This window comes from Pseudomonas sp. Rh2, from assembly GCF_040762985.1.
Lineage (GTDB): Bacteria > Pseudomonadota > Gammaproteobacteria > Pseudomonadales > Pseudomonadaceae > Aquipseudomonas > Aquipseudomonas taiwanensis.
In genome coordinates this window covers 5,328,178-5,353,954 of record NZ_CP142890.1, presented here as the reverse complement: position 1 = coordinate 5,353,954, position 25,777 = coordinate 5,328,178, and the positions used below count along the sequence as shown (strand labels likewise).

Genomic DNA, 25,777 nt, shown 5'->3' with positions numbered 1-25,777 from the left:
ACGCCTCCTTTTAACGGGCGTAGTGCGCCCGATGGGAACAGCCTGGAGTCTGAAATCCAATGCAAAATCAGCAAATCCGTATCAGGTTGAAGGCTTTCGACCATCGCCTGATCGACCAATCCACCCAGGAAATCGTGGAAACCGCGAAACGTACTGGTGCACAAGTGCGTGGTCCAATTCCACTGCCTACCCGCAAAGAGCGTTTCACCGTTCTGGTCTCCCCGCACGTCAACAAAGACGCGCGTGATCAGTACGAGATTCGCACTCATAAGCGTGTTCTGGACATCGTCCAGCCAACGGATAAAACCGTTGATGCGCTGATGAAGCTTGATCTCGCGGCAGGCGTGGAAGTGCAGATCAGCCTCGGCTAAGACTTCGGTCTGGTCGTGTAACGCTCTGAAATGGGCGGCCATAGCGGGTGAAAGCCCCGTACACTCATGAGGTTTACAACATGACTATTGGTGTAGTCGGTCGCAAGTGCGGTATGACCCGCATTTTCACCGAAGAAGGTGTCTCCATTCCGGTCACGGTCATTGAGATCGAGCCGAATCGCGTCACCCAGTTCAAAACTGAAGAAACCGATGGCTACCGTGCAGTGCAAGTCACTGTCGGCGAGCGTCGTGCTTCGCGCGTGACTGCCGCTCAGGCAGGTCACTTCGCTAAAGCGAACGTTGCCGCTGGTCGCGGTGTCTGGGAGTTCCGTCTTGAAGAAGGCGAGTTCCAGGCTGGCGACTCGATCAAAGCTGAACTCTTCGCTGCAGGCCAGCTGGTAGACGTTACTGGTCAGTCCAAAGGTAAAGGCTTCGCCGGTACCATCAAGCGCTGGAACTTCCGTGGTCAGGACAACACCCACGGTAACTCCGTGTCGCACCGTGTCCCAGGCTCCATCGGCCAGTGCCAGACTCCTGGTCGTGTGTTCAAGGGCAAGAAAATGTCCGGTCACATGGGCGCCGAGCGCGTGACTGTTCAGTCCCTGGAAGTAGTGCGTGTAGACGCTGAGCGCAATCTGCTGCTGGTCAAGGGTGCCGTTCCGGGCGCTACTGGCGGCGACGTGATTGTTCGTCCAGCTGTCAAGGCTCGCGGTTAAGGGGAAACTGACATGCAACTCAATGTAAATGACGCTCAGGCGATCGAAGTTTCCGAACTGACCTTCGGTGGCGAATTCAACGAGACGCTGGTACACCAAGCAGTCGTGGCCTACATGGCCGGCGGCCGTCAGGGCACCAAGCAGCAGAAGACCCGTTCCGACGTGGCTGGTGGCGGTAAGCGCCCATGGCGTCAGAAGGGTACTGGCCGTGCTCGTGCTGGTACCACTCGTGGTCCGATCTGGCGTGGCGGTGGTGTTACCTTCGCAGCTCGTCCTCAGGATCACTCGCAGAAGCTCAACAAGAAGATGTATCGCGCAGCTCTGCGCTCCATCCTCGCTGAGCTGGTGCGTAGCGACCGTCTGGTCGTGGTTCAGGACTTCGCTGTTGAAGCCCCGAAAACCAAAGACCTGCTGAACAAGCTGAACGGCATGGGTCTGAACGACGTACTGATCGTTTCGGACGCTGTTGATCAGAACCTGTACCTGGCTGCTCGCAACCTGCCGCACGTAGATGTACGTGACGTTCAAGGTTCCGACCCGGTCAGTCTGATCGCATACGAGAAAGTGTTGATCACTGTCTCGGCCGTGAAGAAATTCGAGGAGCTGCTGGGATGAACCAGGAACGCGTATTTAAAGTCCTCCTTGGCCCGCACGTTTCCGAGAAGGCTACCGTTCTGGCTGAGAAAAAAGGCCAGTTCGTATTCAAGGTTGCTACCGATGCAACCAAGCTGGAAATCAAGAAAGCTGTCGAAGGCCTGTTCAACGTAAAAGTTGAAAACGTGTCGACCGTTAACGTTCTGGGTAAAACCAAGCGTACCGCACGTGGTCTGGGCAAGCGTAATGACTGGAAGAAGGCGATCGTCTCCCTTCAGCCAGGCCAAGATCTCGATTTCAGCAGCAGTGCTGAGTAAGGAAGGGGTGCATCATGGCAATCGTTAAATGCAAACCGACTTCCCCTGGCCGCCGTTTCGTGGTCAAGGTGGTCAACCAGGAGCTGCACAAAGGCGCTCCTCACGCACCGCTGATCGAGAAAAAATCGAAGTCTGGTGGTCGTAACAACAATGGCCGCATCACCACTCGTCACGTTGGTGGTGGTCACAAGCAGCATTACCGTCTGGTCGACTTCCGTCGCAACGACAAAGATGGCATTCCAGCCACTGTCGAGCGTATCGAATACGATCCGAACCGTACTGCTCACATCGCCCTGCTGTGCTACGCAGACGGCGAGCGTCGCTACATCATCGCCCCTAAAGGCGTGAGCGCTGGCGACCAGCTGATCGCAGGTGCCCTGGCCCCAATCAAGGCCGGTAACTCCCTGCAACTGCGCAACATCCCAGTAGGTAGCACCGTTCACGGCGTCGAACTGAAGCCGGGTAAAGGTGCTCAGATCGCTCGTTCCGCTGGTGCTTCGGCTCAGCTGATCGCTCGTGAAGGCGTCTACGTGACTCTGCGTCTGCGCTCCGGTGAGATGCGCAAAGTACTGGCTGAGTGCCGTGCGACCCTGGGCGAAGTCTCGAACTCCGAGCACAGCCTGCGCTCGCTGGGTAAAGCTGGTGCCAAACGCTGGCGCGGCGTTCGCCCAACCGTTCGTGGTGTTGCCATGAACCCGGTTGACCACCCACATGGTGGTGGTGAAGGTCGTACCTCCGGTGGTCGTCATCCGGTATCGCCATGGGGCTTCCCAACCAAGGGTGCTAAGACTCGTGGTAATAAGCGTACCGACAACATGATCGTCCGTCGTCGCAAGTAACTAGAGGGATACGACAGTGCCACGTTCTCTGAAAAAAGGTCCTTTTATCGATCTTCACCTTCTGAAGAAGATCGAAGTGGCGGTGGAGAAGAACGATCGCAAGCCAGTTAAAACCTGGTCGCGCCGTTCGATGATCCTGCCACAAATGGTCGGTCTGACCATCGCGGTACACAACGGTCGTCAACACGTCCCAGTTCTGGTGAACGAAGACATGGTCGGCCACAAACTGGGCGAGTTCGCCGGTACCCGCACCTATCGCGGGCACGTGGCTGACAAGAAAGCCAAGCGTTAAGGGGTAAGGAAATGGAAGTAGCCGCTAAGTTGTCGGGCGCTCGCATCTCCGCCCAGAAAGCCCGCTTGGTCGCCGACCAGATCCGCGGGAAGAAGGTGGGCGAAGCGCTCAACCTGTTGGCCTTCAGCAGCAAAAAAGCCGCTGAAATCATGAAGAAAGTCCTCGAGTCGGCCGTTGCCAACGCCGAACACAACGAAGGCGCAGACGTTGATGACCTGAAGGTCTCCACCGTCTTCGTCAACGAAGGGCGTTCGCTGAAGCGCATCATGCCACGTGCCAAAGGCCGTGCTGATCGCATCGTCAAGCGGTCTTGCCATATCACTGTCAAGGTTGCGGACAAGTAACGGAGTCGATCAGATGGGTCAGAAAGTACATCCCACTGGCATTCGCCTGGGAATCGTCAAGGAGCACACCTCCGTCTGGTACGCAGACGGTGCTACTTACGCAGATTACCTGTTGAAGGATCTGAAAACGCGTGAGTACCTCCAGGACAAACTAAAAAGCGCGTCCGTAAGCCGTATCGATATTCATCGTCCGGCTCAAACTGCACGCATCACCATCCACACCGCTCGTCCCGGTATCGTTATCGGTAAGAAAGGTGAAGATGTCGAGAAGCTGCGTCAGGACCTGACCAAGCAGATGGGTGTGCCTGTGCACATCAACATCGAAGAGATCCGCAAGCCGGAACTCGACGCTATGCTGGTTGCGCAGAGCGTAGCTCAGCAGCTGGAGCGCCGCGTAATGTTCCGTCGCGCCATGAAGCGCGCCGTTCAGAACGCCATGCGTATTGGTGCCAAGGGCATCAAGATCCAGGTGAGCGGTCGTCTCGGCGGTGCTGAGATTGCTCGTACCGAGTGGTATCGCGAAGGTCGTGTGCCTCTGCACACCCTGCGTGCCGATATCGACTACAACACCTACGAAGCTCACACCACCTACGGTGTGATCGGTGTGAAGGTTTGGATCTTCAAAGGCGAAGTTATTGGTGGTCGCCAAGAAGAACTGAAACCACAAGCACCAGCGCCTCGTAAAAAAGCTGCTAAGTAAGGGGTACGCCAAATGTTGCAACCAAAGCGTACAAAATTCCGCAAGCAGATGACCGGCCACAACCGTGGTCTGGCACTGCGCGGTAGCAAAGTCAGCTTCGGCGAATTCGCCCTGAAGGCTGTTGCTCGCGGTCGCCTCACCGCTCGCCAGATCGAGTCCGCACGTCGTGCGCTGACCCGTCACGTAAAACGTGGCGGTAAGATCTGGATCCGTGTGTTCCCGGACAAGCCGATCTCCAAGAAACCTCTCGAGGTTCGTATGGGTAAAGGTAAGGGTTCCGTGGAATACTGGGTTGCCCAGATTCAGCCAGGCAAAGTCCTGTACGAAATCGAGGGTGTTTCTGAAGAGCTGGCGCGCGAAGCTTTCGCTCTGGCCGCTGCAAAGCTGCCTCTCGCCACCTCCTTTGTTAAGCGGACGGTGATGTGATGAAAGCGAATGAACTTCGTGAAAAATCGGCACAGCAACTGAATGAGCAACTGCTCGGCTTGCTGCGCGACCAGTTCAATCTGCGTATGCAGAAAGCAACTGGCCAGTTGGGGCAGTCGCACCTGCTCTCGCAAGTTAAGCGTGACATCGCTCGCGTGAAAACTGTGCTCAACCAGCAGGCAGGTAAGTGATCATGGCTGAAGCTGAAAAAACCGTCCGTACGCTGACTGGCCGTGTCGTCAGCGACAAAATGGACAAGACCATCACCGTTCTGATCGAGCGTCGCGTTAAGCACCCGATCTACGGTAAATACGTTAAGCGTTCGACTAAGCTGCACGCGCACGACGAAGCCAACCAGTGCAAGATCGGCGACAAGGTTTCCATCCGTGAAACCCGTCCGCTGGCCAAGACCAAGTCCTGGGCACTGGTTGAAGTCCTCGAACGCGCTGTTGAAGTCTAAGGGCTAAGGGTCGGAGAAATTTTATGATTCAGACTCAATCCATGCTCGATGTGGCCGATAACAGCGGCGCTCGTCGCGTCATGTGCATCAAGGTGCTCGGCGGTTCGCACCGTCGTTACGCCGGTATCGGTGACATCATCAAGGTAACCGTCAAGGAAGCAATTCCGCGCGGTAAGGTCAAAAAAGGCCAGGTGATGACTGCTGTTGTCGTCCGTACCCGTCACGGTGTACGTCGCGCTGACGGTTCCATCATTCGTTTCGACGGCAACGCTGCTGTTCTGCTGAACAACAAGCAAGAGCCGATCGGCACTCGCATCTTCGGGCCAGTGACCCGTGAACTTCGTACTGAGAAGTTCATGAAGATCGTCTCGCTCGCCCCTGAAGTGCTGTAAGGAGATCCGACATGCAAAAGATTCGTCGTGATGACGAGATCATCGTGATCGCCGGCAAAGACAAAGGTAAGCGCGGTAAGGTGCTGAAGGTTCTCGCTGACGACCGTCTGGTCGTTGGCGGTGTCAACCTGGTCAAGCGTCATACCAAGCCTAACCCGATGGCGGGCGTACAGGGCGGTATCGTCGAAAAAGAAGCGCCTCTGCACGCTTCCAACGTTGCCATTTTCAACAGCGAAACCAACAAGGCAGACCGCGTTGGCTTCAAAGTTGAAGACGGCAAGAAAATTCGTGTCTTCAAGTCGACCCAGAAAGCGGTTGATGCTTGAACACTGCTAGGTAGAAGACAATGGCACGACTGAAAGAGATTTACCGGAACGAAATCGCTCCCAAGCTTAAGGAAGAACTTAAGCTTTCGAACGTGATGGAAGTTCCGCGCGTAACCAAGATCACCCTGAACATGGGCCTGGGCGAAGCGATCGGTGACAAGAAAGTCATCGAGCACGCTGTTGCCGACCTGGAAAAGATCACTGGTCAAAAGCCAGTTGTGACTTTCGCTCGTAAATCCATCGCGGGCTTCAAAGTCCGTGAAGGTTGGCCGATCGGTGTCAAGGTGACCCTGCGTCGCGACAAGATGTACGAGTTCCTGGACCGCCTGCTGGCGATCTCCCTGCCTCGGGTTCGCGACTTCCGCGGCCTGAACGCCAAGTCCTTCGACGGTCGTGGCAACTACAGCATGGGCGTGAAAGAGCAGATCATCTTCCCGGAAATCGATTACGACAAGATCGATGCTCTGCGCGGTCTGGACATTACCCTGACCACCACTGCTCGTACGGATGATGAAGGCCGCGCACTGCTGCGTGCTTTCAAATTCCCGTTCCGCAACTGATTGGAGTAGGAAAATGGCCAAGAAGAGCATGAAGAACCGCGAGCTGAAGCGTCAGCTCACGGTAGCCAAGTACGCTAAGAAGCGTGCCGAGCTGAAAGCGACCATCGTCAACCTGAACGCCTCTCCAGAAGAGCGTTTCGCTGCCGTAGTCGCTCTGCAGAAACAGCCACGTGACGCCAGCGCTTCGCGCCTGCGCAACCGTTGCCGCCTGACCGGTCGTCCTCACGGTGTATACCGTAAGTTCGGCCTGGGCCGTAACATGCTGCGTCAAGCTGCAATGCGCGGCGACGTACCAGGCCTGGTCAAAGCCTCCTGGTAATCGCTGCAGGTGTGATCCCGGCGGAAGGGGAGCAATCTTCCGACCGTCGGTGACCTCGCCAACAAACAAGCCCCTATACGGGGCTTGTTTCGTTTCTGTCTTGTGTCTAGAATGACCGGCTCACCTGAGCCTGGGTTTTTTGCCCTGCCTGCTCGGGTGGTTGTGATAGCCGCAAGGCTAATAATTCTTGTATCAGGAGCATCTAGCCCATGAGTATGCAGGACCCGTTAGCGGACATGCTAACTCGCATCCGTAATGCCCAGATGGCTGAAAAGTCCGTCGTAAGCATGCCTTCCTCCACCCTGAAGGTCGCGGTTGCCAAAGTTCTGAAGGACGAAGGTTACATCGCTGGCTACCAGGTCAGTGGCGAAGCCAAGCCTTCCCTGTCGATCGAACTGAAGTACTTCGAAGGCCGTCCGGTCATCGAGGAGCTGAAGCGCTCCAGCCGTCCAGGCCTGCGCCAGTACAAGTCCGTCTCTGACCTGCCGAAAGTACGTGGCGGTCTGGGCGTGTCTATCGTCTCCACCAACAAAGGTGTGATGACTGATCGCGCTGCGCGCGCTGCCGGTGTCGGCGGCGAAGTTCTGTGCACAGTGTTCTAAGGGGAGATAGGCATGTCTCGCGTCGCTAAGAACCCCGTTAAGCTGCCAGCTGGTGTCGAAGTCAAATTCGCCGGCCAACAGCTTTCGGTTAAGGGTGCCAAAGGCACTCTCGAACTGAATGTTCACTCGTCTGTTGAAGTTACCGAAGAGTCTGGCGAGCTGCGTTTCGTCGCTCGCAATGGTGACCAGCAAGCTCGCGCCATGGCCGGTACTACCCGTGCTCTGGTCAACAACATGGTCCAAGGCGTAAGCCAAGGCTTCGAGCGTAAGCTCCAGCTGGTCGGTGTTGGTTACAAGGCACAGGCTAAAGGCACCGTTCTGAACCTGGCTCTGGGCTTCTCGCACCCAGTGGACTACGAACTGCCAGCCGGTATCACCGCTGAAACCCCAAGCCAGACCGACATCCTGATCAAGGGTATCGATAAGCAGCTGGTGGGTCAGGTGGCCGCTGAAATCCGCGACTTCCGTCCGCCAGAGCCTTACAAAGGCAAGGGTGTGCGTTACGCGGACGAAGTAGTCCGTCGTAAAGAAGCCAAGAAGAAGTAGGGCCTAGCAAATGACCGACAAAAAAGTTACTCGACTGCGTCGCGCTCGCAAAGCACGCCTGAAAATGCACGAACTCGAAGTCGTGCGTCTCTGCGTGTTCCGCTCCTCGCAGCACATCTATGCCCAGGTCATTTCGGCCGACGGCAGCAAGGTTCTGGCAAGCGCCTCGACCTTGGACAAAGAACTGCGTGATGGCGCCACCGGCAACATCGACGCGGCCACTAAGGTTGGCAAGCTGGTAGCTGAGCGTGCGAAAGCCGCCGGTGTATCTCAAGTTGCCTTTGACCGTTCCGGCTTCAAGTACCACGGCCGCGTCAAAGCGCTGGCTGATGCTGCTCGTGAAGGCGGGCTGGAGTTCTAAGTTATGGCAAATAACGATCAAAAGCGCGACGAAGGCTACATCGAGAAGCTGGTTCAAGTTAACCGCGTAGCTAAAACCGTTAAAGGCGGCCGTATCTTCACCTTCACCGCGCTGACCGTGGTTGGTGATGGCAAGGGTCGTGTTGGTTTCGGCCGTGGCAAATCGCGCGAAGTACCTGCCGCGATCCAGAAAGCCATGGAAGCTGCTCGTCGCAACATGATTCAGGTTGACCTGAAAGGCACCACCCTGCAGTACGCCACCAAGGCCGCCCACGGCGCCTCGAAGGTTTACATGCAGCCTGCCTCGGAAGGTACCGGTATCATCGCCGGCGGCGCCATGCGTGCCGTCCTGGAAGTTGCTGGCGTTCAGAACGTCCTGGCCAAGTGCTACGGTTCGACCAACCCAGTGAACGTGGTTTACGCCACCTTCAAGGGTCTGAAAGCCATGCAATCTCCTGAGTCCATTGCTGCCAAGCGCGGCAAGAGCGTTGAGGAGATCATCTGATCATGGCAACCGTAAAAGTAACGCTGATCAAAAGCACCGCCGGCCGTCTGCCTAACCACAAACTGTGCGTTAAAGGCCTGGGTCTGCGTCGCATCGGTCACACTGTAGAAGTCCAGGATACTCCCGAGAACCGCGGGATGATCAACAAGGCTTACTACATGCTGCGCGTCGAGGGTTAATCGATGAAACTCAATGATCTGAGTCCAGCGCCGGGTTCCCGTCGCGAAAAGCATCGTCCGGGTCGTGGTATCGGTAGCGGTCTGGGTAAGACTGGCGGCCGTGGCCACAAAGGTCAGACTTCCCGTTCGGGTGGTTCGATCGCTCCGGGCTTCGAAGGCGGTCAACAGCCGCTGCACCGTCGCCTGCCGAAGTTCGGCTTCGTTTCCCTGAAAGCCATGGACCGCGCAGAAGTGCGTCTGTCCGAGCTGGCCAAGGTGGAAGGCGACGTGGTCTCCGTGCAATCCCTGAAGGATGCCAACGTGATCGGCCAGAACGTCCAGCGTGTGAAAATCATGCTGTCTGGCGAAGTCACTCGCGCAGTCACCATCAAGGGTATCGCAGCCACCAAGGGTGCGCGTGCGGCTATCGAAGCAGCTGGCGGCAAGTTCGAGGAATAAATGGCTAAGCAAGGTGCTCTCTCTTCGCTCGGTAAGGGCGGGATGTCGGAACTCTGGGCTCGTCTGCGCTTTCTGTTCATGGCGATCATCGTCTATCGGATAGGTGCGCATATCCCGGTTCCTGGCATCAATCCAGACCGTCTGGCGGATCTGTTTCGGCAGAATGAGGGGACCATTCTTAGCTTGTTCAACATGTTTTCCGGTGGCGCGCTCGAGCGCATGAGCATCTTTGCACTGGGGATCATGCCGTATATCTCGGCATCGATCATCATGCAGCTGATGACTGCGGTCAGCCCGCAACTGGAGCAGTTGAAGAAGGAAGGTGAAGCTGGCCGTCGCAAGATCAGCCAGTACACCCGCTACGGCACCGTTATCCTGGCACTGGTTCAAGCCATTGGCATGTCCATTGGCCTGGCCAACCAGGGCGTGGCGTTTTCTGTAGGCCTGGGCTTCCATGTCGTTGCCGTCTCCACGTTCGTGGCTGGCGCGATGTTCATGATGTGGCTGGGCGAGCAGATCACCGAGCGCGGTGTGGGCAACGGTATCTCGATGTTGATCTTCGCAGGTATCGTTGCCGGTCTTCCGAGAGCAATCGGGCAGTCTTTCGAGTCTGCACGCACAGGCGATATCAACATCTTCGCCCTGGTCGCTATCGGTTTGCTGGCAGTAGCGATTATCGGTTTCGTGGTGTTCATCGAGCGTGGTCAGCGTCGTATCGCCGTTCACTACGCCAAGCGTCAGCAGGGCCGTAAGGTCTTCGCTGCGCAGACCAGCCACTTGCCGTTGAAAGTGAACATGGCAGGGGTTATCCCGGCCATCTTCGCGAGCAGCATTCTGCTGTTCCCGGCTTCGCTGGGTGCCTGGTTCGGTCAGTCCGAAGGTATGGGCTGGCTGCAGGACATCTCGCAGTCGATCGCTCCTGGTCAGCCGTTGAACATTCTGCTGTTTAGTGCAGGGATCATTTTCTTCTGCTTCTTCTACACAGCGCTGATGTTCAACCCGAAAGACGTAGCGGAAAACCTGAAGAAGTCCGGTGCCTTTATTCCGGGTATCCGTCCTGGTGAGCAGTCGGCACGCTACATTGATGGCGTTCTGACTCGTCTGACCATGTTCGGTGCTCTTTACATGATGGCCGTCTGCCTTCTGCCCCAGTTCCTGGTGGTGGCAGCAAATGTGCCGTTCTACCTTGGCGGGACCTCGTTGCTGATTGTGGTAGTGGTTGTGATGGACTTCATGTCCCAAGTACAATCGCACCTCGTTTCGCACCAGTACGAATCCCTGATGAAGAAAGCCAACCTGAAAGGCTACGGTGGCAGCGGTCTGCTGCGCTGATACGCCCCTAAGGTTCGAGGAGTCGGTAATGAAAGTTCGTGCATCGGTGAAAAAGCTGTGCCGCAACTGCAAAATCATTCGTCGCGAAGGCGTCGTACGAGTGATCTGCAGCGCGGAACCGCGTCACAAACAGCGCCAAGGCTGAGTGTGATCTGCGCTTCAAACCCAGCAGCTAGTGTGCTGCTGGGTTGATTATTCGTTTCTACAGCGATATTATCTCGCGCCCTATTTCTTGGCTTCCGGGGCGTAGGTAGCTGTCAATTGGAGTCCCACTGAATGGCCCGTATTGCAGGCGTCAACATTCCAGATAACAAGCATACTGTTATCTCGCTGACCTACATCTATGGTGTCGGTCGCACTACTGCACAGAAGATCTGTGCAGACGCTGGTGTCAACCCAGCCGCTAAGATCAAGGATCTGAGCGACGAGCAAATCGAAATCCTGCGTGGCGAAGTCGCGAAGTTCACCACTGAAGGTGACCTGCGTCGTGACATCAACATGAAGATCAAACGCTTGATGGACCTGGGTTGCTACCGCGGCCTGCGTCATCGTAAAGGTCTGCCGGTTCGCGGTCAGCGCACCAAGACCAACGCACGCACCCGTAAGGGCCCGCGTAAGCCGATCCGCAAGTAATCGCCCAGGAATATAGACATGGCAAAACCTGCTGCTCGTCCTCGTAAGAAAGTCAAAAAGACAGTGGTTGATGGCATCGCCCACATCCATGCGTCTTTCAACAACACCATCGTGACCATCACCGACCGTCAGGGCAACGCGTTGTCCTGGGCTACCTCCGGTGGTTCGGGTTTCCGTGGTTCGCGCAAATCCACCCCGTTCGCAGCTCAGATCGCTGCTGAACGTGCTGGTCAAGCTGCGCTGGAATATGGTCTGAAGAACCTCGACGTTAACGTCAAGGGTCCAGGTCCAGGTCGTGAGTCCGCCGTTCGTGCACTGAACAGCTGCGGCTACAAGATCGCCAGCATCACCGACGTGACGCCTATCCCGCACAACGGGTGCCGTCCGCCGAAGAAGCGTCGCGTGTAATCAGGAGACAGATAAATGGCACGTTACATTGGTCCAAAATGCAAACTGTCTCGCCGTGAAGGCACTGACCTGTTCCTGAAGAGCGGCGTTCGCGCTCTGGAATCGAAGTGCAACATCGAAGCAGCCCCAGGTATCCACGGCCAGCGCCGTGGCCGTCAGTCCGACTACGGTACCCAGCTGCGCGAGAAACAAAAAGTCCGTCGTATCTACGGTGTTCTGGAGCGTCAGTTCCGCGGTTACTACCAAGCTGCTGCCTCGAAAAAAGGCGCAACTGGTGAGAACCTGCTGCAACTGCTCGAGTGCCGTCTGGATAACGTCGTCTACCGTATGGGCTTCGGCTCGACTCGTTCCGAGTCCCGTCAGCTGGTTTCGCACAAAGCGATCAGCGTCAACGGTAAGACTGTAAACATTCCATCCTACCAAGTTCGTCCGGGTGACGTGGTCGCGGTTCGCGAGAAGTCGTCGAACCAGCTGCGCATTGTTCAAGCCCTTGAACTGTGCGCCCAGCGTGGCCGCGTTGAGTGGGTAGACGTAGATGCTGCTAAAAAGTCGGGCGTTTTCAAGAACGTTCCTGCTCGCAGCGACCTGTCTGCCGACATCAACGAAAACCTGATTGTCGAGCTCTACTCCAAGTAAGGGCTAGAAAATAGGTGCATCCATGCAGATTTCGGTAAATGAGTTCCTGACTCCCCGTCACATTGACGTGCAGGTAGTCAGTCCAACCCGCGCCAAGATTACGCTCGAGCCTCTCGAGCGTGGTTTCGGCCATACCCTGGGCAACGCGCTGCGCCGCATCCTGTTGTCCTCCATGCCTGGCTGTGCAGTAGTCGAGGCCGAGATCGATGGCGTACTCCACGAGTACTCCGCGATCGAAGGTGTACAGGAAGACGTAATTGAAATCCTGTTGAACCTGAAAGGTCTGGCTATCAAGCTGCACGGTCGTGACGAAGTTACGCTGACCTTGTCGAAAAAGGGTTCGGGGGTGGTTACCGCTGCCGATATTCAGCTGGATCACGATGTCGAGATCGTCAACCCCGATCACGTAATCGCGAACCTGGCGTCCAACGGCGCCCTGAACATGAAGCTCACTGTAGCTCGTGGTCGCGGTTACGAGCCGGCCGACTCTCGTCAAACTGACGAAGACGAAAGCCGCAGCATTGGCCGTCTCCAGCTGGACGCTTCGTTCAGCCCGGTGCGTCGTATCGCCTACGTGGTCGAGAACGCCCGTGTTGAACAGCGTACCAACCTGGACAAGCTGGTCATTGATCTGGAAACCAACGGCACCCTGGATCCTGAAGAGGCTATCCGCCGCGCTGCGACCATCCTGCAACAGCAGCTGGCCGCGTTCGTCGACCTCAAAGGTGACAGCGAGCCTGTCGTAGTCGAGCAGGAAGACGAGATCGATCCGATCCTGCTGCGTCCGGTTGACGACCTGGAACTGACTGTACGTTCGGCCAACTGCCTCAAGGCGGAGAACATCTACTACATCGGCGACCTGATTCAGCGTACCGAAGTAGAGCTGTTGAAGACTCCTAACCTGGGCAAGAAGTCCCTGACTGAAATCAAGGACGTGCTGGCCTCTCGTGGTCTGTCTCTCGGCATGCGCCTCGACAACTGGCCGCCTGCAAGTCTTAAGAAAGACGACAAGGCGACCGCCTGATCGTCGTAATCACCGAACGTAGTGTTTGGTAAGGAATGAATCATGCGTCATCGTAAAAGTGGACGTCACCTGAGCCGTACCAGCTCTCACCGCAAAGCTATGTTCCAGAACATGGCTGTGTCGCTGATCGAGCACGAGCTGATCAAAACCACCCTGCCGAAAGCCAAGGAACTGCGCCGCGTTGCCGAGCCGCTGATCACCCTGGCCAAGGAAGACAGCGTTGCTAACCGTCGTCTGGCCTTCGACCGTACCCGTTCGAAGTCCGCTGTTGGCAAACTGTTCAACGACCTGGGCAAGCGTTACGCCACCCGTCAGGGCGGCTACCTGCGCATCCTGAAGTGCGGTTTCCGCGCTGGCGACAACGCCCCTATGGCGTACGTCGAGCTGGTTGATCGTCCGGTCGGCGGTGCTGTAGAAGCTGCTGAGTAAGACGTTCTGTCTGCTACAAAGAACCGGGCCTAGTGCCCGGTTTTTTGTCTTTACATGTATTGTAATTATCTATTGATGTTAGTCATTCAATGAATTTGTTCTTGTAACCTCGTTCGCCAATACTCTCCTCAAGCCGTTTGGTCGGCACATCAAGACCCCATAAGGAGAGCCCATGAGCAAGATTCTCACCACCGCCAGCGGTGCACCCGTAGCCGATAACCAGAATTCCCGTTCTGCAGGCCCGCGCGGCCCGCTGCTGCTCGATGATTTCCACCTGGTGGAGAAACTCGCCCATTTCAACCGTGAGAACATCCCCGAGCGTCGTGTACACGCCAAGGGCTCGGGTGCTTACGGTACCTTCACGGTCACCCGCGACATCACCCATTACACCCATGCAAAACTGTTCTCGGAGGTCGGCAAGCAAACGGAGACCTTCCTGCGCTTCTCTACTGTTGGGGGTGAGCGTGGCTCGGCCGACACCGAGCGCGACCCGCGCGGTTTTGCCGTCAAGTTCTATACCGAAGAAGGCAACTGGGACATCGTTGGCAACAACACGCCGGTATTCTTCATCCGCGATCCGTTGAAGTTCCCTGACTTTATCCACACCCAGAAGCGCCATCCGCAGACCAACCTGAAAAATGCCCAGATGATGTGGGATTTCTGGTCGCACTCGCCCGAAGCGCTGCACCAGGTCACCATTCTGTTCTCTGACCGCGGAATTCCGGATGGCTATCGCCACATGCACGGGTTCGGCAGCCACACCTACAGCCTGGTCAATGCCCAAGGTGAGCGCACCTGGGTCAAATGGCACTTCAAGACCCAGCAGGGCATCAAGAATCTGGAACCTTCCGAAGCCGCGCGTTTGGCAGGTACTGACCCGGATTACGCGCAGCGTGACCTGTTCGAGGCCATTGCACGCGGCGATTACCCGCGCTGGACTGTCTGCATCCAGGTGATGAGCGAAGCCGAGGCAGCCGGACGTGGCGAGAATCCGTTCGATGTCACGAAAACCTGGTCGCAGAAAGATTTTCCGCTGATCGAGGTGGGCGTTCTGGAGCTCAACCGTAACCCGTTGAACTACTTTGCCGAAGTCGAGCAAGCCACGTTCGGCCCGAGCAACATGGTGCCTGGCGTTGGCCTCTCGCCCGACCGCATGCTGCAAGGCCGCGTGTTCGCCTATGCAGACGCCCACCGCTACCGCGTCGGGACCAACCATCAGCAGTTGCCGGTTAACGCGCCGCGCTGTCCGATGCACAGCTACCAGCGCGATGGCTCGATGGCTAACGGTAGCTATGGCAGTGCGCCGAACTATGAGCCGAACAGCTACGCGGACGCGCCCAAGCAGTCGGCACGTCACGCCGAGCCCGCGTTGCCCTTGAGTGGTGCCGCGGATCGTTACGATCACCGTGAGGACAATGACTACTACAGTCATGCCGGTGCGTTGTTCCGCTTGATGAATGAGCAGCAAAAGGCACTTCTTTTCCGCAACATCGCCGGCGCCATGGCCGGTGTCAGCGAAGAGGTGGTTCAGCGGCAGCTGCAGCACTTCTTCAAGGCTGACCCGGCCTACGCAGAAGGGATAGCCAAGGCGTTGGGCGTAAACCTCGCCTAAGTCGAAGTGATAAGAAGAACCGCCCTCAATTGGGCGGTTTTTCAATGAATATCACTACTGTTTAGCCGATTTTTTACTTCTAATTGCGCGTTTTTCAGTGACCGCGCGCGAAAGCTGGTTCACACTATGTGGCATAGACGTTTTCACATGGAGAAACAGGGCGATGCAAGGTCACCCGGATGTTATCAACTACCTCGTTACATTGCTGAAGGGCGAACTGGCGGCGCGCGACCAGTACTTCATCCACTCGCGTATGTACGAAGACTGGGGCCTGTCCAAGCTCTACGAGCGAATCAACCATGAGATGGAAGAAGAGACGCAGCACGCCGATGCCCTGATGCGTCGAATTCTCATGCTCGAAGGTACGCCAGACATGCGCGCGGATGACCTCGAAGTGGGTACAACCGTGCCGGAGATGATCGAAGCGGATCTGAAGCTCGAGTACAAGGTACGGGCTGCACTGTGCAAAGGCATCGAGCTTTGCGAGCTGCACAAGGATTACGTCAGCCGCGATATCCTGCGTGCGCAGTTGGCCGACACCGAGGAAGATCACACCTACTGGCTGGAGAAGCAGCAGGGCCTGATCAAGGCGATAGGCCTGGAGAACTACCTGCAGTCGCAGATGTAACGCCGGCCACCCTGATACCCAAAGCCCCTGGCAATCAACTGCCAGGGGCTTTTTGTTTATGCCCGGTCCCGCTCCAGCAACGGTTTGAGGTAATGCCCGGTATAGGACTGTTTGGTGTTGCTCAGTTCTTCCGGTGTACCACAGGCGATGATCTGGCCACCCTTGGAGCCACCCTCAGGCCCCAGATCCACCAGCCAGTCGGCTGTCTTGATCACGTCCAGGTTGTGCTCGATCACCACTACGGTGTTGCCGTGGTCGCGCAGGCGATGCAGTACGTCCAGCAGCTGCTGGATGTCGGCGAAGTGCAGGCCGGTGGTCGGCTCATCGAGGATATACAGCGTTTTGCCCGTGTCGCGCTTGGACAGCTCGCGCGACAGCTTCACCCGTTGCGCCTCACCACCGGACAACGTGGTCGCCGACTGCCCCAGCTTGATGTACGAAAGCCCGACATCCATCAGGGTCTGAAGCTTGCGCGCCAGCGCGGGGACGGCGTCGAAGAACTCGCGGGCATCCTCGATGGTCATTTCCAGTACTTCGTGGATGTTCTTGCCCTTGTACTTGATCTCAAGCGTCTCACGGTTATAGCGCTTGCTCTTGCAGACATCGCACGGAACGTAGATATCCGGCAGGAAGTGCATTTCGACCTTGATCAGGCCATCGCCCTGGCACGCTTCGCAACGGCCACCTTTGACGTTGAACGAGAAGCGCCCCGGTCCGTAACCGCGGGATCGCGATTCCGGCACGCCCGCGAACAGCTCGCGGATCGGAGTGAAGATGCCGGTATAGGTGGCTGGGTTCGAGCGTGGTGTACGGCCAATCGGGCTCTGGTCGATATCGACCACTTTATCCAGGTGCTGCAGGCCATCGATGCTGGTGTGGGCGGCAGCCTCCAGGCTGCTTGCGCCATTGAGGGCGGTGGCGGCCAGGGGGAACAGGGTGTTGTTGATCAGGGTCGACTTGCCCGAGCCGGAGACACCGGTCACGCAGGTCAGCAGACCGATCGGCACCTCCAGATCGACGTTCTGCAGGTTATTGCCTCGCGCACCCTTGAGTTTGAGTTGCAGCTTCTTGTTGCGCGGCGTGCGTTTGGCCGGCACCACGATCTTCTTGCGACCGGACAGGTACTTACCGGTGAGCGAGTCAGGGTGAGCCATCACTTCCTGTGGTGTACCCTCGGCGACGATCCGGCCGCCATGCACGCCCGCCCCGGGGCCGATGTCGACGACATAGTCGGCCAGGCGAATGGCATCCTCGTCGTGTTCGACGACGATCACCGTATTGCCCAGGTCCCGCAGGTGGTTGAGGGTGGCCAGCAAGCGATCGTTGTCGCGTTGATGAAGTCCGATGGACGGTTCATCGAGGATGTACATCACCCCCACCAAGCCTGCGCCGATCTGGCTTGCCAGGCGGATACGCTGGGCTTCGCCGCCGGACAAGGTCTCGGCGCTGCGGTCCAGTGTCAGGTAGTCGAGGCCGACGTTGACCAGAAACTGCAGGCGTTCACAGATTTCCTTGAGGATTTTCGCGGCGATTTCACCGCGCCGACCGGTCAGGGTCAATGCGCCGAAGTAATCGCTGGCTTCGCCGATCGGCAGGTTGGTCACTGCTGGTAGGGTCTTCTCCCCGACCCAAACATGGCGGGCTTCACGGCGCAAACGCGTACCACGGCAGTCCGGGCAGGGCTGCGTGCCGAGGAATTTGGCCAGTTCTTCGCGCACGGTGGCCGACTCGGTCTCACGGTAGCGCCGCTCCAGGTTCGGCACGATGCCCTCGAACGGGTGCGAACGCTTGACGATGTCCCCGCGGTCGTTGAGGTACTTGAAGTCGACGCTCTGCTTGCCACTGCCCTGAAGAATGACCTTCTGGTGTTCCGCAGAGAGCTGCTCGAAAGGCGCTTCGAGGCTGAAGCCATAGTGCGCGGCCAGCGAGCCGAGCATCTGGAAGTAATAGACGTTGCGCCGGTCCCAGCCGCGGATCGCCCCTTCGGCCAGCGTCAGCTCGGCATTGACAAGGCGCTTGGTGTCGAAGAACTGCTTTACGCCCAGACCGTCGCACGTCGGGCAGGCGCCAGCGGGATTGTTGAAGGAGAACAGCTTCGGTTCCAGCTCGCTGATCGCATGACCGCAGATAGGGCAGGCGAAGCGTGCGGAGAAGATCATCTCTTCGCCGGCCTCGTCGTCCATCGGCGCCACCAGGGCAATGCCGTCCGCCAGTTTCAGGGCTGTCTCGAACGACTCGGCCAGGCGCTGCTGCAAATCGGCACGCACTTTGAAACGGTCTACCACTACATCGATGCTGTGCTTCTTCTGCTTGTCCAGCTTGGGCAGTTCGTCGAGCTCGTAGAGCTTGCCATTGACCCGTGCACGGACGAAGCCCTGGGCGCGAAGTTCGTCGAACACAGCCAGGTGCTCGCCCTTGCGCTCGCGGATCACCGGGGCCAGCAGCATGAGTTTGCTGCCCTCGGGTTGGGCAAGCACCAGGTCGACCATTTGGCTGATGGTCTGCGCTTCCAGCGGAATGTCGTGGTCAGGGCAACGCGGCGTACCGACACGGGCATAGAGCAGGCGCAGGTAGTCGTAGATCTCGGTAATGGTGCCGACGGTCGAGCGTGGGTTGTGCGACGTCGATTTCTGTTCGATGGAAATGGCCGGCGACAGCCCCTCGATGGTGTCGACGTCGGGTTTTTCCATCATCGACAGGAACTGTCGGGCATAGGCCGAGAGCGACTCGACGTAGCGGCGCTGGCCTTCGGCGTACAGGGTGTCGAACGCCAGGGATGACTTACCGGAGCCGGACAGGCCGGTGATCACGATCAGCTTGTCCCGGGGCAGGGTCAGGTCGATGTTCTTCAGGTTGTGGGTACGTGCCCCACGAATCAGGATCTTGTCCACTGCGGCCTCGCTCTGCGGGCATAAACAAGGAAGTATACGGCGCGCTGCCAGTACGCGGCAAAGCGTCGCGTAGATGCCGTCAAGCTGTCGGACTGGTAGAATCGCCGCCGGTTCATACGAGGTTAAACCATGCACGACACCCACAACGAACGCATGAGTGGCAGCGAAACCCGCGCCGCAGGCGGCCTGGCTCTGGTCTTTGCCTTTCGTATGCTGGGCATGTTCATGGTCTTGCCCGTGCTGGCCACCTACGGCATGGACCTTGCCGGCGCTACCCCCGCGCTGATTGGCCTGGCCATCGGTGCCTATGGATTGACCCAAGCGGTGCTGCAGATCCCGTTCGGGGTGATTTCCGACCGCATCGGCCGTCGCCCGGTGATCTACCTGGGCTTGGTCATCTTCGCCCTGGGCAGTGTGCTGGCGGCCCAGGCCGACTCGATCTGGGGCGTGATCGCCGGTCGCATCCTGCAAGGCGCAGGGGCGATTTCCGCAGCGGTCATGGCGTTGCTGTCAGACCTGACACGCGAGCAGCACCGTACCAAGGCCATGGCCATGATCGGCATGAGCATCGGCCTGTCGTTCGCTGTAGCCATGGTCGTCGGCCCCTTGCTGACACGTGCCTTCGGCTTGTCAGGATTATTCCTCGCCACCGCAGCGTTGGCGCTGGTCGGTATCGCGCTGATCGCCTTCCTGGTGCCTAATACCCACAGCACCTTGCAGCACCGAGAGTCAGGTGTGGCGCGCCAGGCCCTCGGCCCGACCCTGCGCCATCCGGACCTTCTGCGCCTGGACGCGGGCATTTTCATCCTTCATGCCATCCTCATGGCCAGCTTCGTGGCGCTGCCGTTGGCGTTCGTCGAGCGTGGCGGGCTGCCCAAGGAAGAGCACTGGTGGGTGTACCTGACCGCGTTGTTCATCTCATTTTTTGCAATGGTCCCGTTCATCATCTACGGCGAAAAGAAGCGCAAGATGAAGCGCGTTTTGGTTGGTGCGGTCGCTGTGCTGCTGCTAGTCGAGGTGTTCTTCTGGGAATGGGCTGACAACTTGCGCGGACTGGTGATCGGCACCGTGGTATTCTTTACCGCATTCAACTTGCTGGAGGCGTCGTTGCCTTCGTTGGTGAGCAAGGTGTCGCCCGCTGGCGGCAAAGGGACGGCGATGGGGGTATATTCCACCAGCCAGTTCCTCGGCGCTGCTCTGGGAGGAATCATCGGTGGCTGGTTGTTCCAGCACGGTGGGCTGAGCATGGTGTTCCTCGGTTGTGCAGGGCTCTGCGCCATTTGGTTGGTCGTTGCCTTGCGTATGAACGAGCCGCCCTATGTGACCAGCCTGCGCATGCCGCTGTCGCCCGAGGCCGTCCGTGAAGCCGGACTGACCGAGCGTCTGATGGCCGTGCCGGGTGTAACCGACGCCGTGGTGGTGGCAGACGAGGCCGCCATCTATATCAAACTGGATACGAAAATTTTGGACCGTGCGACCCTGGAGCGTCTGGTGAATCCAGCCTCTTCGGCGTGCGAAGCCTAGGAGAACGTTATGGCCCGTGGGGTTAACAAAGTCATTCTGGTCGGCACCTGCGGTCAGGATCCCGAAGTCCGCTACCTGCCCAACGGTAACGCCGTGACCAACCTGAGCCTGGCTACCAGTGAGCAGTGGACCGACAAGCAGTCCGGTCAGAAGGTCGAGCGTACCGAGTGGCACCGTGTGTCGCTGTTCGGCAAGGTTGCCGAAATTGCTGGTGAATACCTGCGCAAGGGTTCCCAAGTCTACATCGAGGGCAAGCTGCAGACTCGCGAGTGGGAAAAAGACGGCATCAAGCGCTACACCACCGAAATCATCGTCGACATGCAGGGCACCATGCAGCTGCTCGGCGGCCGTCCGCAGAACCAGCAACAGGGCGGCGACCCCTACAACCAGGGTGGCGGCAACTACGGTGGCCAGCAGCAGTACAACCAGGCACCGCGCCAGCAGGCCCCACGTCCGCAACAGGCACCACAGCGTCCCGCGCCGCAGCAGCCAGCTCCACAGCCAGCCGCCGACTTCGATAGCTTCGACGACGATATTCCGTTCTAAGGAATTGCTGCAGCGTTGAGCTGATCGTAAAACCCCCGCGATGCGGGGGTTTTTTATAGGTGTGGTGTTTTGTATTGAAGCAACCCGGGCCGCGCATGAACGCCCTGAACCGTGAAGGTTCAGTAGAACAGCCGCGGCTCCGGCGAATCCAGCAGGCTGGCCAGCTTGGTCAAGGCGAAGCTCAGTTCCTGGCGGCTGGGTGTCATCAAGGCGATGCGCACGCCGCAGGTGGCGGAGGTCCGCTCTGGCAGGAACTGGCTGCCACTGACAACCGTCACCCCATTGTTGCGCGCCAGGTTGGCGAACTCGTCGCTGGTCCAGGGCTCGGGCAATTCCAGCCAGATGTGGAAGCTGTTGGGCTGGCTGCGAATGTTGTACTGGCCGAGGATTTCCCGTGCCATCTGCTGTCGCGCCGCGGCTTCGCTCTGCTGGACCTGGATCAACTGATCGGCCTTGCCGCTGTTGATCAGGTTGCTGGCCAGCTGGGCCATCAGTGGCGAAGGCATCCAGACGCTGCTGCGCACCATCGACGACAGCCGCGACAGCGTCTGCGGCGGGGCATACAGGTAGCCGATGCGCAGCGCCGGCAGCACGCTCTTGGACAGGCTGGTCAGGTACACCGAACGCTCGGGCGCATAGGCGGCCAGTGGTTCGTACTCGGGGTTCGGTTCAAGAAACCCGTAGATGTCGTCATCGATGATGAACAGGTCGAATTCACGCGCGATCTGAGCGATAGCTTCGCGTCGCTCGCGGGGCATGATCGAGTTGGTCGGGTTCTGGTGGGTCGCCACGCAAACCAGCAGGGCAGGGCGATGCTCGCGACAGGCCGCACGAAGCGCCTCCGGAATGAGGCCGTGCTCGTCCATCGCCACACCGCGCAGACGGCGACCCATGCTGTGCGCAAGCGAAATGATGCCGGGGTAGCAGAACGACTCGCACAGAATCACATCGTCGCTTTTCGACAGGCTGCTGATGGCTACCAGCAGGCCATGCTGCGCGCCAGAGGTCAGCACCACCTGCTGCCAGCGGGCCTCGGGCAACCAGCGCTGGATCCAGGCGGCACCCGCTTGCTTGTGCGTCGCATGGCCACCTTCGGTGACGTAGTCCAGCACTTGCGCAAGATCGGGGGCGTCGGCCAGCGCATTGATCGCGCCGCGCAGCCAGTCGGCCATGTGCGCGTCGTTGGGTTTGATGATCGAGAGGTCGACCTGGCTGCTGTCGCCTTTCTGCGCTGCAGGCACCGTCTGTAGCGCAGGCGTGGGTGTCGCGGACTGTCGCTGCAACACGAAGGTGCCACGGCCGACCTCGCCAACCACCAGGCCGCGCTTGGCAGCTTCGTCGTAAGCCCGGCCGATGGTGCCAGGGGTCACGCTCAACGCCTCGGCCAGGTCCTTGAGTGTTGGCAAGCGATCGCCAGCTGCAAGACGACCGCTGCCGATGTCCTGTTCGAGGGCGTCGGCGATCATCAGGTAGACCGGTTGCGACAGGTCGCTGTAGTGAGGAACCCACATAGAAATGGCACCAGAATCTGCGAGAACGCGGAAGCCTAGCACGAATGGTCTTATAGAGGTAATTGCAATTTCCTACGGGTTAATTACCTCTATTGCATCGGTTCTGCTCTGTGATCGGTCGATACGAAGGCGCGTTCTCGCCGGTCCAAGGCGGGTGGTAGGGTGCCGTCTCTTCGCCAGCCCATGTTGAAATCTTTTGAAATCAATGGCTTGATTGAGTCGGTGCAATTTTGTGCGTAATCATTGTAAAAATTTAATTGAATCGAGTCATTTCCCGTTATTACAATGATTGAGTCGATGCAATGTGCCTGCGCCGCTCGGACGTACGCCCTGTCATCGCATTGTTGTGAACGGCTTCAAAAAATAACGACGTCTGCCGCCTCTGCCCGGCTTAGCACGACAACGAATGGCCCCAAGCTAGTTCAATGGAATATCACTCGAAATGGAAAGCGCACACCTGCAACAAGCAGCCGAAACTCAGGCCTCACTGGAGATTCGCTTGCCCTGGGTCGTCTCCAGTGCCTGGCAAACCTTGCTGAACAACACGCCGCTCGACTTCGAGACCAGCAAAGACCTTTATCCACAACTCAAGGACCAGGCGCAGGAAGTGCTGGGCAAGGCGCTGTGTCAGCAGATTCATCACTTCGTCGAAAACCCTGACCTGACCTCCCTGATCGTGCGCAACTGCCCCCGTGACCGCGATGTGCCGCCAACGCCGTATTCCGGCGTACTCAGCCCGCGCAGCACGCCGGTTGCCTGCCTGGTCAGCCTGACCATGCAGAGCCTGATGGGCATCCACCCGATCGTTTACGAAGGCGAGAACGACGGCCGGCTGTTCCGCCATGTCATCCCGGCGCGTAGTTCCTCCAGTCACAAGAGCTCGCATGGCTCCCGACTGCGTTTTTCCTATCACGTCGACAACCCTGACCTGCCATTGTCCTCCGAGCCCATCGGCGAGGCGTCCTGCTGCCCGGAGTACCTGTCGTTCTTCGGTATGCGCTGTGACCCGCGCATCAGCACCACCCTGGTCAACCTCGATGCCGTGATCGCAGCCCTGCCAATGGCCACGGTGCGAGAACTGTGCCTGCCGCAGTTCGAGATTCGCCGTCCGGACTCCTTCACGGGTAACCGCCGTCGCACGGCCGAGCTGCCGGTGCTGGTACGCGGTCAATCCGGCGAGTGGTTGTGCCGCTTCGACAGCGAGAATACCCATGGCCTGAACCTGCGTGCCGAACAAGCGTTGGCCAGTTTGCGCAGTCTGTTGGAAACCCGCCGCTTCGATGAGCCGCACCTGTTACTGCCAGGCGACTTCATGATCTTCAAGAACCAGCGCGTGCTGCATGCCCGTGATGGCTTCGAGCCACAGAACGACGGCGCCGACCGCTGGTTGTTGCGACTGTTCGCGGTCAATGACCTGAACCGGGTTCGCCTGGCCCGGGCCGACCACCTCTACGAAGTTCTCTCGTAACCCTCTCCACCACTCGACGGACACACTGCTATGGAACTGTTAGGCGCCTTCTGGGCGGAACATTGGCTGTTGGCGATTTTGCTGCTGGGCGCAATCGCCTTCATCGCTGGCTTCGTGGATAGCATCGCTGGGGGCGGTGGGCTGTTTCTGGTCCCAGGGTTTCTGCTGGTCGGCATGCCGCCCCAGGTCGCCCTGGGCCAGGAGAAGCTGGTGAGTACGCTGGGAACCCTGGCGGCCATCAGAAACTTCCTGGCCAACAGCAAGATGGTCTGGCAGGTGGCGTTGGTCGGTGTACCGTTCTCGCTGCTCGGTGCTTATCTAGGGGCCCACCTGATCGTGTCGATCTCCCAGGAGACTGTGGGCAAGATCATCCTCGCACTGATCCCTTTCGGCATCCTGATCTTCCTTACCCCTAAAGATCGACCTGTCGAAGAACGCGAGCTGTCGACGCGCATGCTCTACACGGTGGTGCCACTGACCTGCCTGGTGATCGGCTTCTACGACGGCTTCTTCGGACCAGGTACCGGCAGCATGTTCATCATCGCGTTCCATTACCTGTTGCGCATGGACCTGGTATCCAGCTCGGCCAACTCCAAGACCTTCAACTTTGCCTCCAACATCGGTGCACTGGTGGCTTTCGTGATGGCGGGCAAGGTGGTCTATCTCCTGGCCGTGCCCCTGGTGGCCTGCAACATCCTCGGCAACCACATGGGCAGCGCCCTGGCCATCCGTAAAGGCAACGAGGTGGTACGCAAGGCCCTCGTTTTCTCGATGCTGTGCCTGTTCACCAGCCTGGGCGTGAAATACCTGGCCTGACCCCCTGACTTCTGGAGATCCCTGATGAAAACAGCATTTGTAACCGGCGCATCCTCTGGGTTTGGCCGTGCCATCTGCCAAACCCTGGTCAAGAAGGGCTACCGCGTCATCGGTGGCGCCCGGCGCACCGACAAACTGCAGGAGCTGGAAGCGGAACTGGGCGACAATTTCATCCCGCTGACGTTGGATGTCACCGATGCCCGGTCGATTGCTTCTGCGGTAGAACAGATCAACGAGGCGGCGCCCAGCATCGATGTGCTGGTCAATAACGCCGGGCTGGCGCTGGGCATCGAGCGTGCCCAGGTCAGCAGTGCCGAGAACTGGCAGCGCATGATCGACACCAATGTCACCGGGTTGGCCATGGTTACCCATGCCGTGCTGCCGCAGATGGTGAAGGCCGACAGCGGTATGATCATCAACATCGGCTCGATTGCGGGTACTTATCCCTACCCCGGTGGCAACGTGTACGGTGCCAGCAAGGCTTTCGTCCGCCAGTTCAGCTTGAACCTGCGCGCCGATCTGGCAGGCACCCGCGTGCGCGTCAGCAACATCGAACCTGGGCTGTGTTCGGGTACCGACTTCTCGGTGGTGCGCCTGAACGGTGACTTGGCCGCGGTGGAGGCGCTGTATCGCGACGTGCAGGCAATTCTGCCCGAAGACATTGCTGCCACCGTTGCCTGGATCGCCGAGCAACCGGCCCATGTGAACATCAATACCGTAGAAATGATGCCGGTTGCGCAGAGCAGTGCGGCGCTGAACGTGGTGCGCAACCTGCCAGAGTGCTGAAAAGCCTGCATCCCACCTCCATGGTGCTTGCCACCGGATCGTCAGCGCCCATCAGAACGAGCGCCGCCCGCGCGGCGCTTCGCTCCCTTTTTCTCAGCCAATTTCGTCTGTGGCGTACGGCGGTAACGTGCAGATCGCACTGGCATAACTGGCCCAAAACGAACGTAGGAGCGAGCCTTGCTCGCGATGCGATGCGATGCGATGCGATGCGCGGGCGGTCGGCGCTCGATCTCATGTGCACTGAATA

General features: G+C 58.4%; 37 protein-coding genes. 35 read left to right on the top strand and 2 right to left on the bottom strand.

The window, feature by feature from the left end; all coding sequences use genetic code 11:
- The first annotated feature begins 59 nt into the window (after nt 1–59).
- From rpsJ to bfr, 30 genes are all read left to right on the top strand, one after another.
- A complete protein-coding gene (gene rpsJ, locus VXM67_RS24535) occupies nt 60–371 on the top strand; it encodes a 30S ribosomal protein S10 (RefSeq protein WP_003186070.1) in 312 nt (103 codons plus the stop codon).
- An 80-nt stretch (nt 372–451) separates the two neighbouring features.
- Nucleotides 452–1,087 (top strand): 50S ribosomal protein L3, encoded by a 636-nt coding sequence (gene rplC / locus VXM67_RS24530; protein ID WP_023382631.1) that lies wholly within the window; start codon nt 452–454, stop codon nt 1,085–1,087.
- A gap of 12 nt (nt 1,088–1,099) precedes the next feature.
- Nucleotides 1,100–1,702, top strand: coding sequence for a 50S ribosomal protein L4 (rplD, locus tag VXM67_RS24525; protein ID WP_008089819.1), 603 nt, complete (start codon nt 1,100–1,102; stop codon nt 1,700–1,702).
- Nucleotides 1,699–1,998 carry a 50S ribosomal protein L23 gene (gene rplW / locus VXM67_RS24520; RefSeq protein ID WP_003255484.1) on the top strand — a complete coding sequence of 100 codons (300 nt, stop codon included), beginning with the start codon at nt 1,699–1,701 and terminating at the stop codon, nt 1,996–1,998. The genes rplD and rplW overlap by 4 nt, the downstream gene beginning before the upstream one ends.
- A gap of 14 nt (nt 1,999–2,012) precedes the next feature.
- Entirely contained in the window at nt 2,013–2,837 is an 825-nt protein-coding gene (gene rplB / locus VXM67_RS24515; RefSeq protein ID WP_023382630.1) for a 50S ribosomal protein L2, read from the top strand.
- A 16-nt stretch (nt 2,838–2,853) separates the two neighbouring features.
- The gene (gene rpsS, locus VXM67_RS24510) at nt 2,854–3,129 is read left to right on the top strand and encodes a 30S ribosomal protein S19 (protein ID WP_010486981.1); all 276 of its coding nucleotides are present in this window, start codon (nt 2,854–2,856) and stop codon (nt 3,127–3,129) included.
- An 11-nt stretch (nt 3,130–3,140) separates the two neighbouring features.
- Entirely contained in the window at nt 3,141–3,473 is a 333-nt protein-coding gene (gene rplV / locus VXM67_RS24505) for a 50S ribosomal protein L22 (RefSeq protein ID WP_003103908.1), read from the top strand.
- Between the two features lie 13 nt (nt 3,474–3,486).
- Nucleotides 3,487–4,173: a 30S ribosomal protein S3 gene (rpsC, locus tag VXM67_RS24500; protein WP_003255481.1), complete on the top strand. Its 687-nt coding sequence runs from the start codon at nt 3,487–3,489 to the stop codon at nt 4,171–4,173.
- Nucleotides 4,174–4,185: 12 nt separating this feature from the next.
- Entirely contained in the window at nt 4,186–4,599 is a 414-nt protein-coding gene (rplP, locus tag VXM67_RS24495) for a 50S ribosomal protein L16 (protein WP_003255479.1), read from the top strand.
- Nucleotides 4,599–4,790 (top strand): 50S ribosomal protein L29, encoded by a 192-nt coding sequence (gene rpmC / locus VXM67_RS24490; protein ID WP_002555481.1) that lies wholly within the window; start codon nt 4,599–4,601, stop codon nt 4,788–4,790. Before rplP ends, rpmC begins: the two co-directional genes overlap by 1 nt.
- A 2-nt stretch (nt 4,791–4,792) precedes the next feature.
- Nucleotides 4,793–5,059, top strand: a complete 267-nt coding sequence (gene rpsQ, locus VXM67_RS24485; RefSeq protein WP_003255478.1) for a 30S ribosomal protein S17 — start codon at nt 4,793–4,795, stop codon at nt 5,057–5,059.
- 23 nt (nt 5,060–5,082) lie between these two features.
- Complete coding sequence (rplN, locus tag VXM67_RS24480) at nt 5,083–5,451, top strand: 50S ribosomal protein L14 (protein WP_002555479.1); 369 nt, start codon at nt 5,083–5,085, stop codon at nt 5,449–5,451.
- An 11-nt stretch (nt 5,452–5,462) separates the two neighbouring features.
- Nucleotides 5,463–5,777: a 50S ribosomal protein L24 gene (gene rplX, locus VXM67_RS24475; protein ID WP_023382629.1), complete on the top strand. Its 315-nt coding sequence runs from the start codon at nt 5,463–5,465 to the stop codon at nt 5,775–5,777.
- Between the two features lie 20 nt (nt 5,778–5,797).
- The gene (gene rplE / locus VXM67_RS24470; RefSeq protein WP_023382628.1) at nt 5,798–6,337 is read left to right on the top strand and encodes a 50S ribosomal protein L5; all 540 of its coding nucleotides are present in this window, start codon (nt 5,798–5,800) and stop codon (nt 6,335–6,337) included.
- A gap of 13 nt (nt 6,338–6,350) precedes the next feature.
- Nucleotides 6,351–6,656 carry a 30S ribosomal protein S14 gene (gene rpsN, locus VXM67_RS24465; protein WP_013970638.1) on the top strand — a complete coding sequence of 102 codons (306 nt, stop codon included), beginning with the start codon at nt 6,351–6,353 and terminating at the stop codon, nt 6,654–6,656.
- 209 nt (nt 6,657–6,865) lie between these two features.
- Entirely contained in the window at nt 6,866–7,258 is a 393-nt protein-coding gene (rpsH, locus tag VXM67_RS24460) for a 30S ribosomal protein S8 (protein WP_023382627.1), read from the top strand.
- Between the two features lie 12 nt (nt 7,259–7,270).
- Nucleotides 7,271–7,804: a 50S ribosomal protein L6 gene (gene rplF / locus VXM67_RS24455; protein ID WP_009681972.1), complete on the top strand. Its 534-nt coding sequence runs from the start codon at nt 7,271–7,273 to the stop codon at nt 7,802–7,804.
- A gap of 10 nt (nt 7,805–7,814) precedes the next feature.
- A complete protein-coding gene (gene rplR, locus VXM67_RS24450; RefSeq protein ID WP_009397496.1) occupies nt 7,815–8,165 on the top strand; it encodes a 50S ribosomal protein L18 in 351 nt (116 codons plus the stop codon).
- 3 nt (nt 8,166–8,168) lie between these two features.
- Nucleotides 8,169–8,669 (top strand): 30S ribosomal protein S5, encoded by a 501-nt coding sequence (gene rpsE, locus VXM67_RS24445; RefSeq protein WP_023382626.1) that lies wholly within the window; start codon nt 8,169–8,171, stop codon nt 8,667–8,669.
- Between the two features lie 2 nt (nt 8,670–8,671).
- Nucleotides 8,672–8,848 carry a 50S ribosomal protein L30 gene (gene rpmD / locus VXM67_RS24440; RefSeq protein WP_009397493.1) on the top strand — a complete coding sequence of 59 codons (177 nt, stop codon included), beginning with the start codon at nt 8,672–8,674 and terminating at the stop codon, nt 8,846–8,848.
- 3 nt (nt 8,849–8,851) lie between these two features.
- On the top strand, nt 8,852–9,286 hold the full coding sequence (rplO, locus tag VXM67_RS24435; RefSeq protein ID WP_023382625.1) for a 50S ribosomal protein L15: 435 nt from the start codon (nt 8,852–8,854) through the stop codon (nt 9,284–9,286).
- Nucleotides 9,287–10,618: a preprotein translocase subunit SecY gene (gene secY / locus VXM67_RS24430; RefSeq protein ID WP_003257108.1), complete on the top strand. Its 1,332-nt coding sequence runs from the start codon at nt 9,287–9,289 to the stop codon at nt 10,616–10,618.
- Between the two features lie 28 nt (nt 10,619–10,646).
- Nucleotides 10,647–10,763 carry a 50S ribosomal protein L36 gene (rpmJ, locus tag VXM67_RS24425; RefSeq protein WP_002555468.1) on the top strand — a complete coding sequence of 39 codons (117 nt, stop codon included), beginning with the start codon at nt 10,647–10,649 and terminating at the stop codon, nt 10,761–10,763.
- A 131-nt stretch (nt 10,764–10,894) separates the two neighbouring features.
- Nucleotides 10,895–11,251, top strand: coding sequence for a 30S ribosomal protein S13 (gene rpsM / locus VXM67_RS24420; protein ID WP_023382624.1), 357 nt, complete (start codon nt 10,895–10,897; stop codon nt 11,249–11,251).
- Nucleotides 11,252–11,269: 18 nt separating this feature from the next.
- Nucleotides 11,270–11,659 (top strand): 30S ribosomal protein S11, encoded by a 390-nt coding sequence (gene rpsK, locus VXM67_RS24415; protein WP_003255454.1) that lies wholly within the window; start codon nt 11,270–11,272, stop codon nt 11,657–11,659.
- Between the two features lie 15 nt (nt 11,660–11,674).
- A complete protein-coding gene (gene rpsD, locus VXM67_RS24410) occupies nt 11,675–12,295 on the top strand; it encodes a 30S ribosomal protein S4 (RefSeq protein WP_023382623.1) in 621 nt (206 codons plus the stop codon).
- A gap of 22 nt (nt 12,296–12,317) precedes the next feature.
- Nucleotides 12,318–13,319, top strand: coding sequence for a DNA-directed RNA polymerase subunit alpha (gene rpoA / locus VXM67_RS24405; RefSeq protein ID WP_003255452.1), 1,002 nt, complete (start codon nt 12,318–12,320; stop codon nt 13,317–13,319).
- A 42-nt stretch (nt 13,320–13,361) separates the two neighbouring features.
- A complete protein-coding gene (gene rplQ, locus VXM67_RS24400) occupies nt 13,362–13,748 on the top strand; it encodes a 50S ribosomal protein L17 (RefSeq protein ID WP_003255451.1) in 387 nt (128 codons plus the stop codon).
- 172 nt (nt 13,749–13,920) lie between these two features.
- Nucleotides 13,921–15,360 carry a catalase gene (locus VXM67_RS24395; protein ID WP_027907533.1) on the top strand — a complete coding sequence of 480 codons (1,440 nt, stop codon included), beginning with the start codon at nt 13,921–13,923 and terminating at the stop codon, nt 15,358–15,360.
- Between the two features lie 163 nt (nt 15,361–15,523).
- Entirely contained in the window at nt 15,524–15,988 is a 465-nt protein-coding gene (gene bfr, locus VXM67_RS24390; protein ID WP_023382621.1) for a bacterioferritin, read from the top strand.
- Between the two features lie 56 nt (nt 15,989–16,044).
- Here bfr and uvrA read toward each other — a convergent pair whose 3' ends face one another.
- Entirely contained in the window at nt 16,045–18,879 is a 2,835-nt protein-coding gene (gene uvrA, locus VXM67_RS24385; RefSeq protein WP_023382620.1) for an excinuclease ABC subunit UvrA, read from the bottom strand.
- Nucleotides 18,880–19,008: 129 nt separating this feature from the next.
- Between uvrA and VXM67_RS24380 the strand changes: the two genes are divergently transcribed.
- Both VXM67_RS24380 and VXM67_RS24375 read left to right on the top strand, forming a co-directional pair.
- A complete protein-coding gene (locus VXM67_RS24380; RefSeq protein WP_023382619.1) occupies nt 19,009–20,403 on the top strand; it encodes an MFS transporter in 1,395 nt (464 codons plus the stop codon).
- A 9-nt stretch (nt 20,404–20,412) separates the two neighbouring features.
- Nucleotides 20,413–20,949 (top strand): single-stranded DNA-binding protein, encoded by a 537-nt coding sequence (locus VXM67_RS24375; protein ID WP_023382618.1) that lies wholly within the window; start codon nt 20,413–20,415, stop codon nt 20,947–20,949.
- A 119-nt stretch (nt 20,950–21,068) separates the two neighbouring features.
- Here the strand turns inward: VXM67_RS24375 and VXM67_RS24370 are convergent, their stop codons facing one another.
- Entirely contained in the window at nt 21,069–22,460 is a 1,392-nt protein-coding gene (locus tag VXM67_RS24370) for a PLP-dependent aminotransferase family protein (protein ID WP_027907534.1), read from the bottom strand.
- A 442-nt stretch (nt 22,461–22,902) separates the two neighbouring features.
- Between VXM67_RS24370 and VXM67_RS24365 the strand changes: the two genes are divergently transcribed.
- The 3 genes from VXM67_RS24365 to VXM67_RS24355 are packed head-to-tail and all read left to right on the top strand — an operon-like array spanning nt 22,903 to nt 25,530.
- Complete coding sequence (locus VXM67_RS24365; protein ID WP_023382616.1) at nt 22,903–23,928, top strand: TauD/TfdA family dioxygenase; 1,026 nt, start codon at nt 22,903–22,905, stop codon at nt 23,926–23,928.
- Nucleotides 23,929–23,958: 30 nt separating this feature from the next.
- On the top strand, nt 23,959–24,744 hold the full coding sequence (locus VXM67_RS24360; protein WP_023382615.1) for a TSUP family transporter: 786 nt from the start codon (nt 23,959–23,961) through the stop codon (nt 24,742–24,744).
- 24 nt (nt 24,745–24,768) lie between these two features.
- On the top strand, nt 24,769–25,530 hold the full coding sequence (locus tag VXM67_RS24355; RefSeq protein ID WP_104881184.1) for an SDR family NAD(P)-dependent oxidoreductase: 762 nt from the start codon (nt 24,769–24,771) through the stop codon (nt 25,528–25,530).
- Nucleotides 25,531–25,777: the final 247 nt, after the last annotated feature.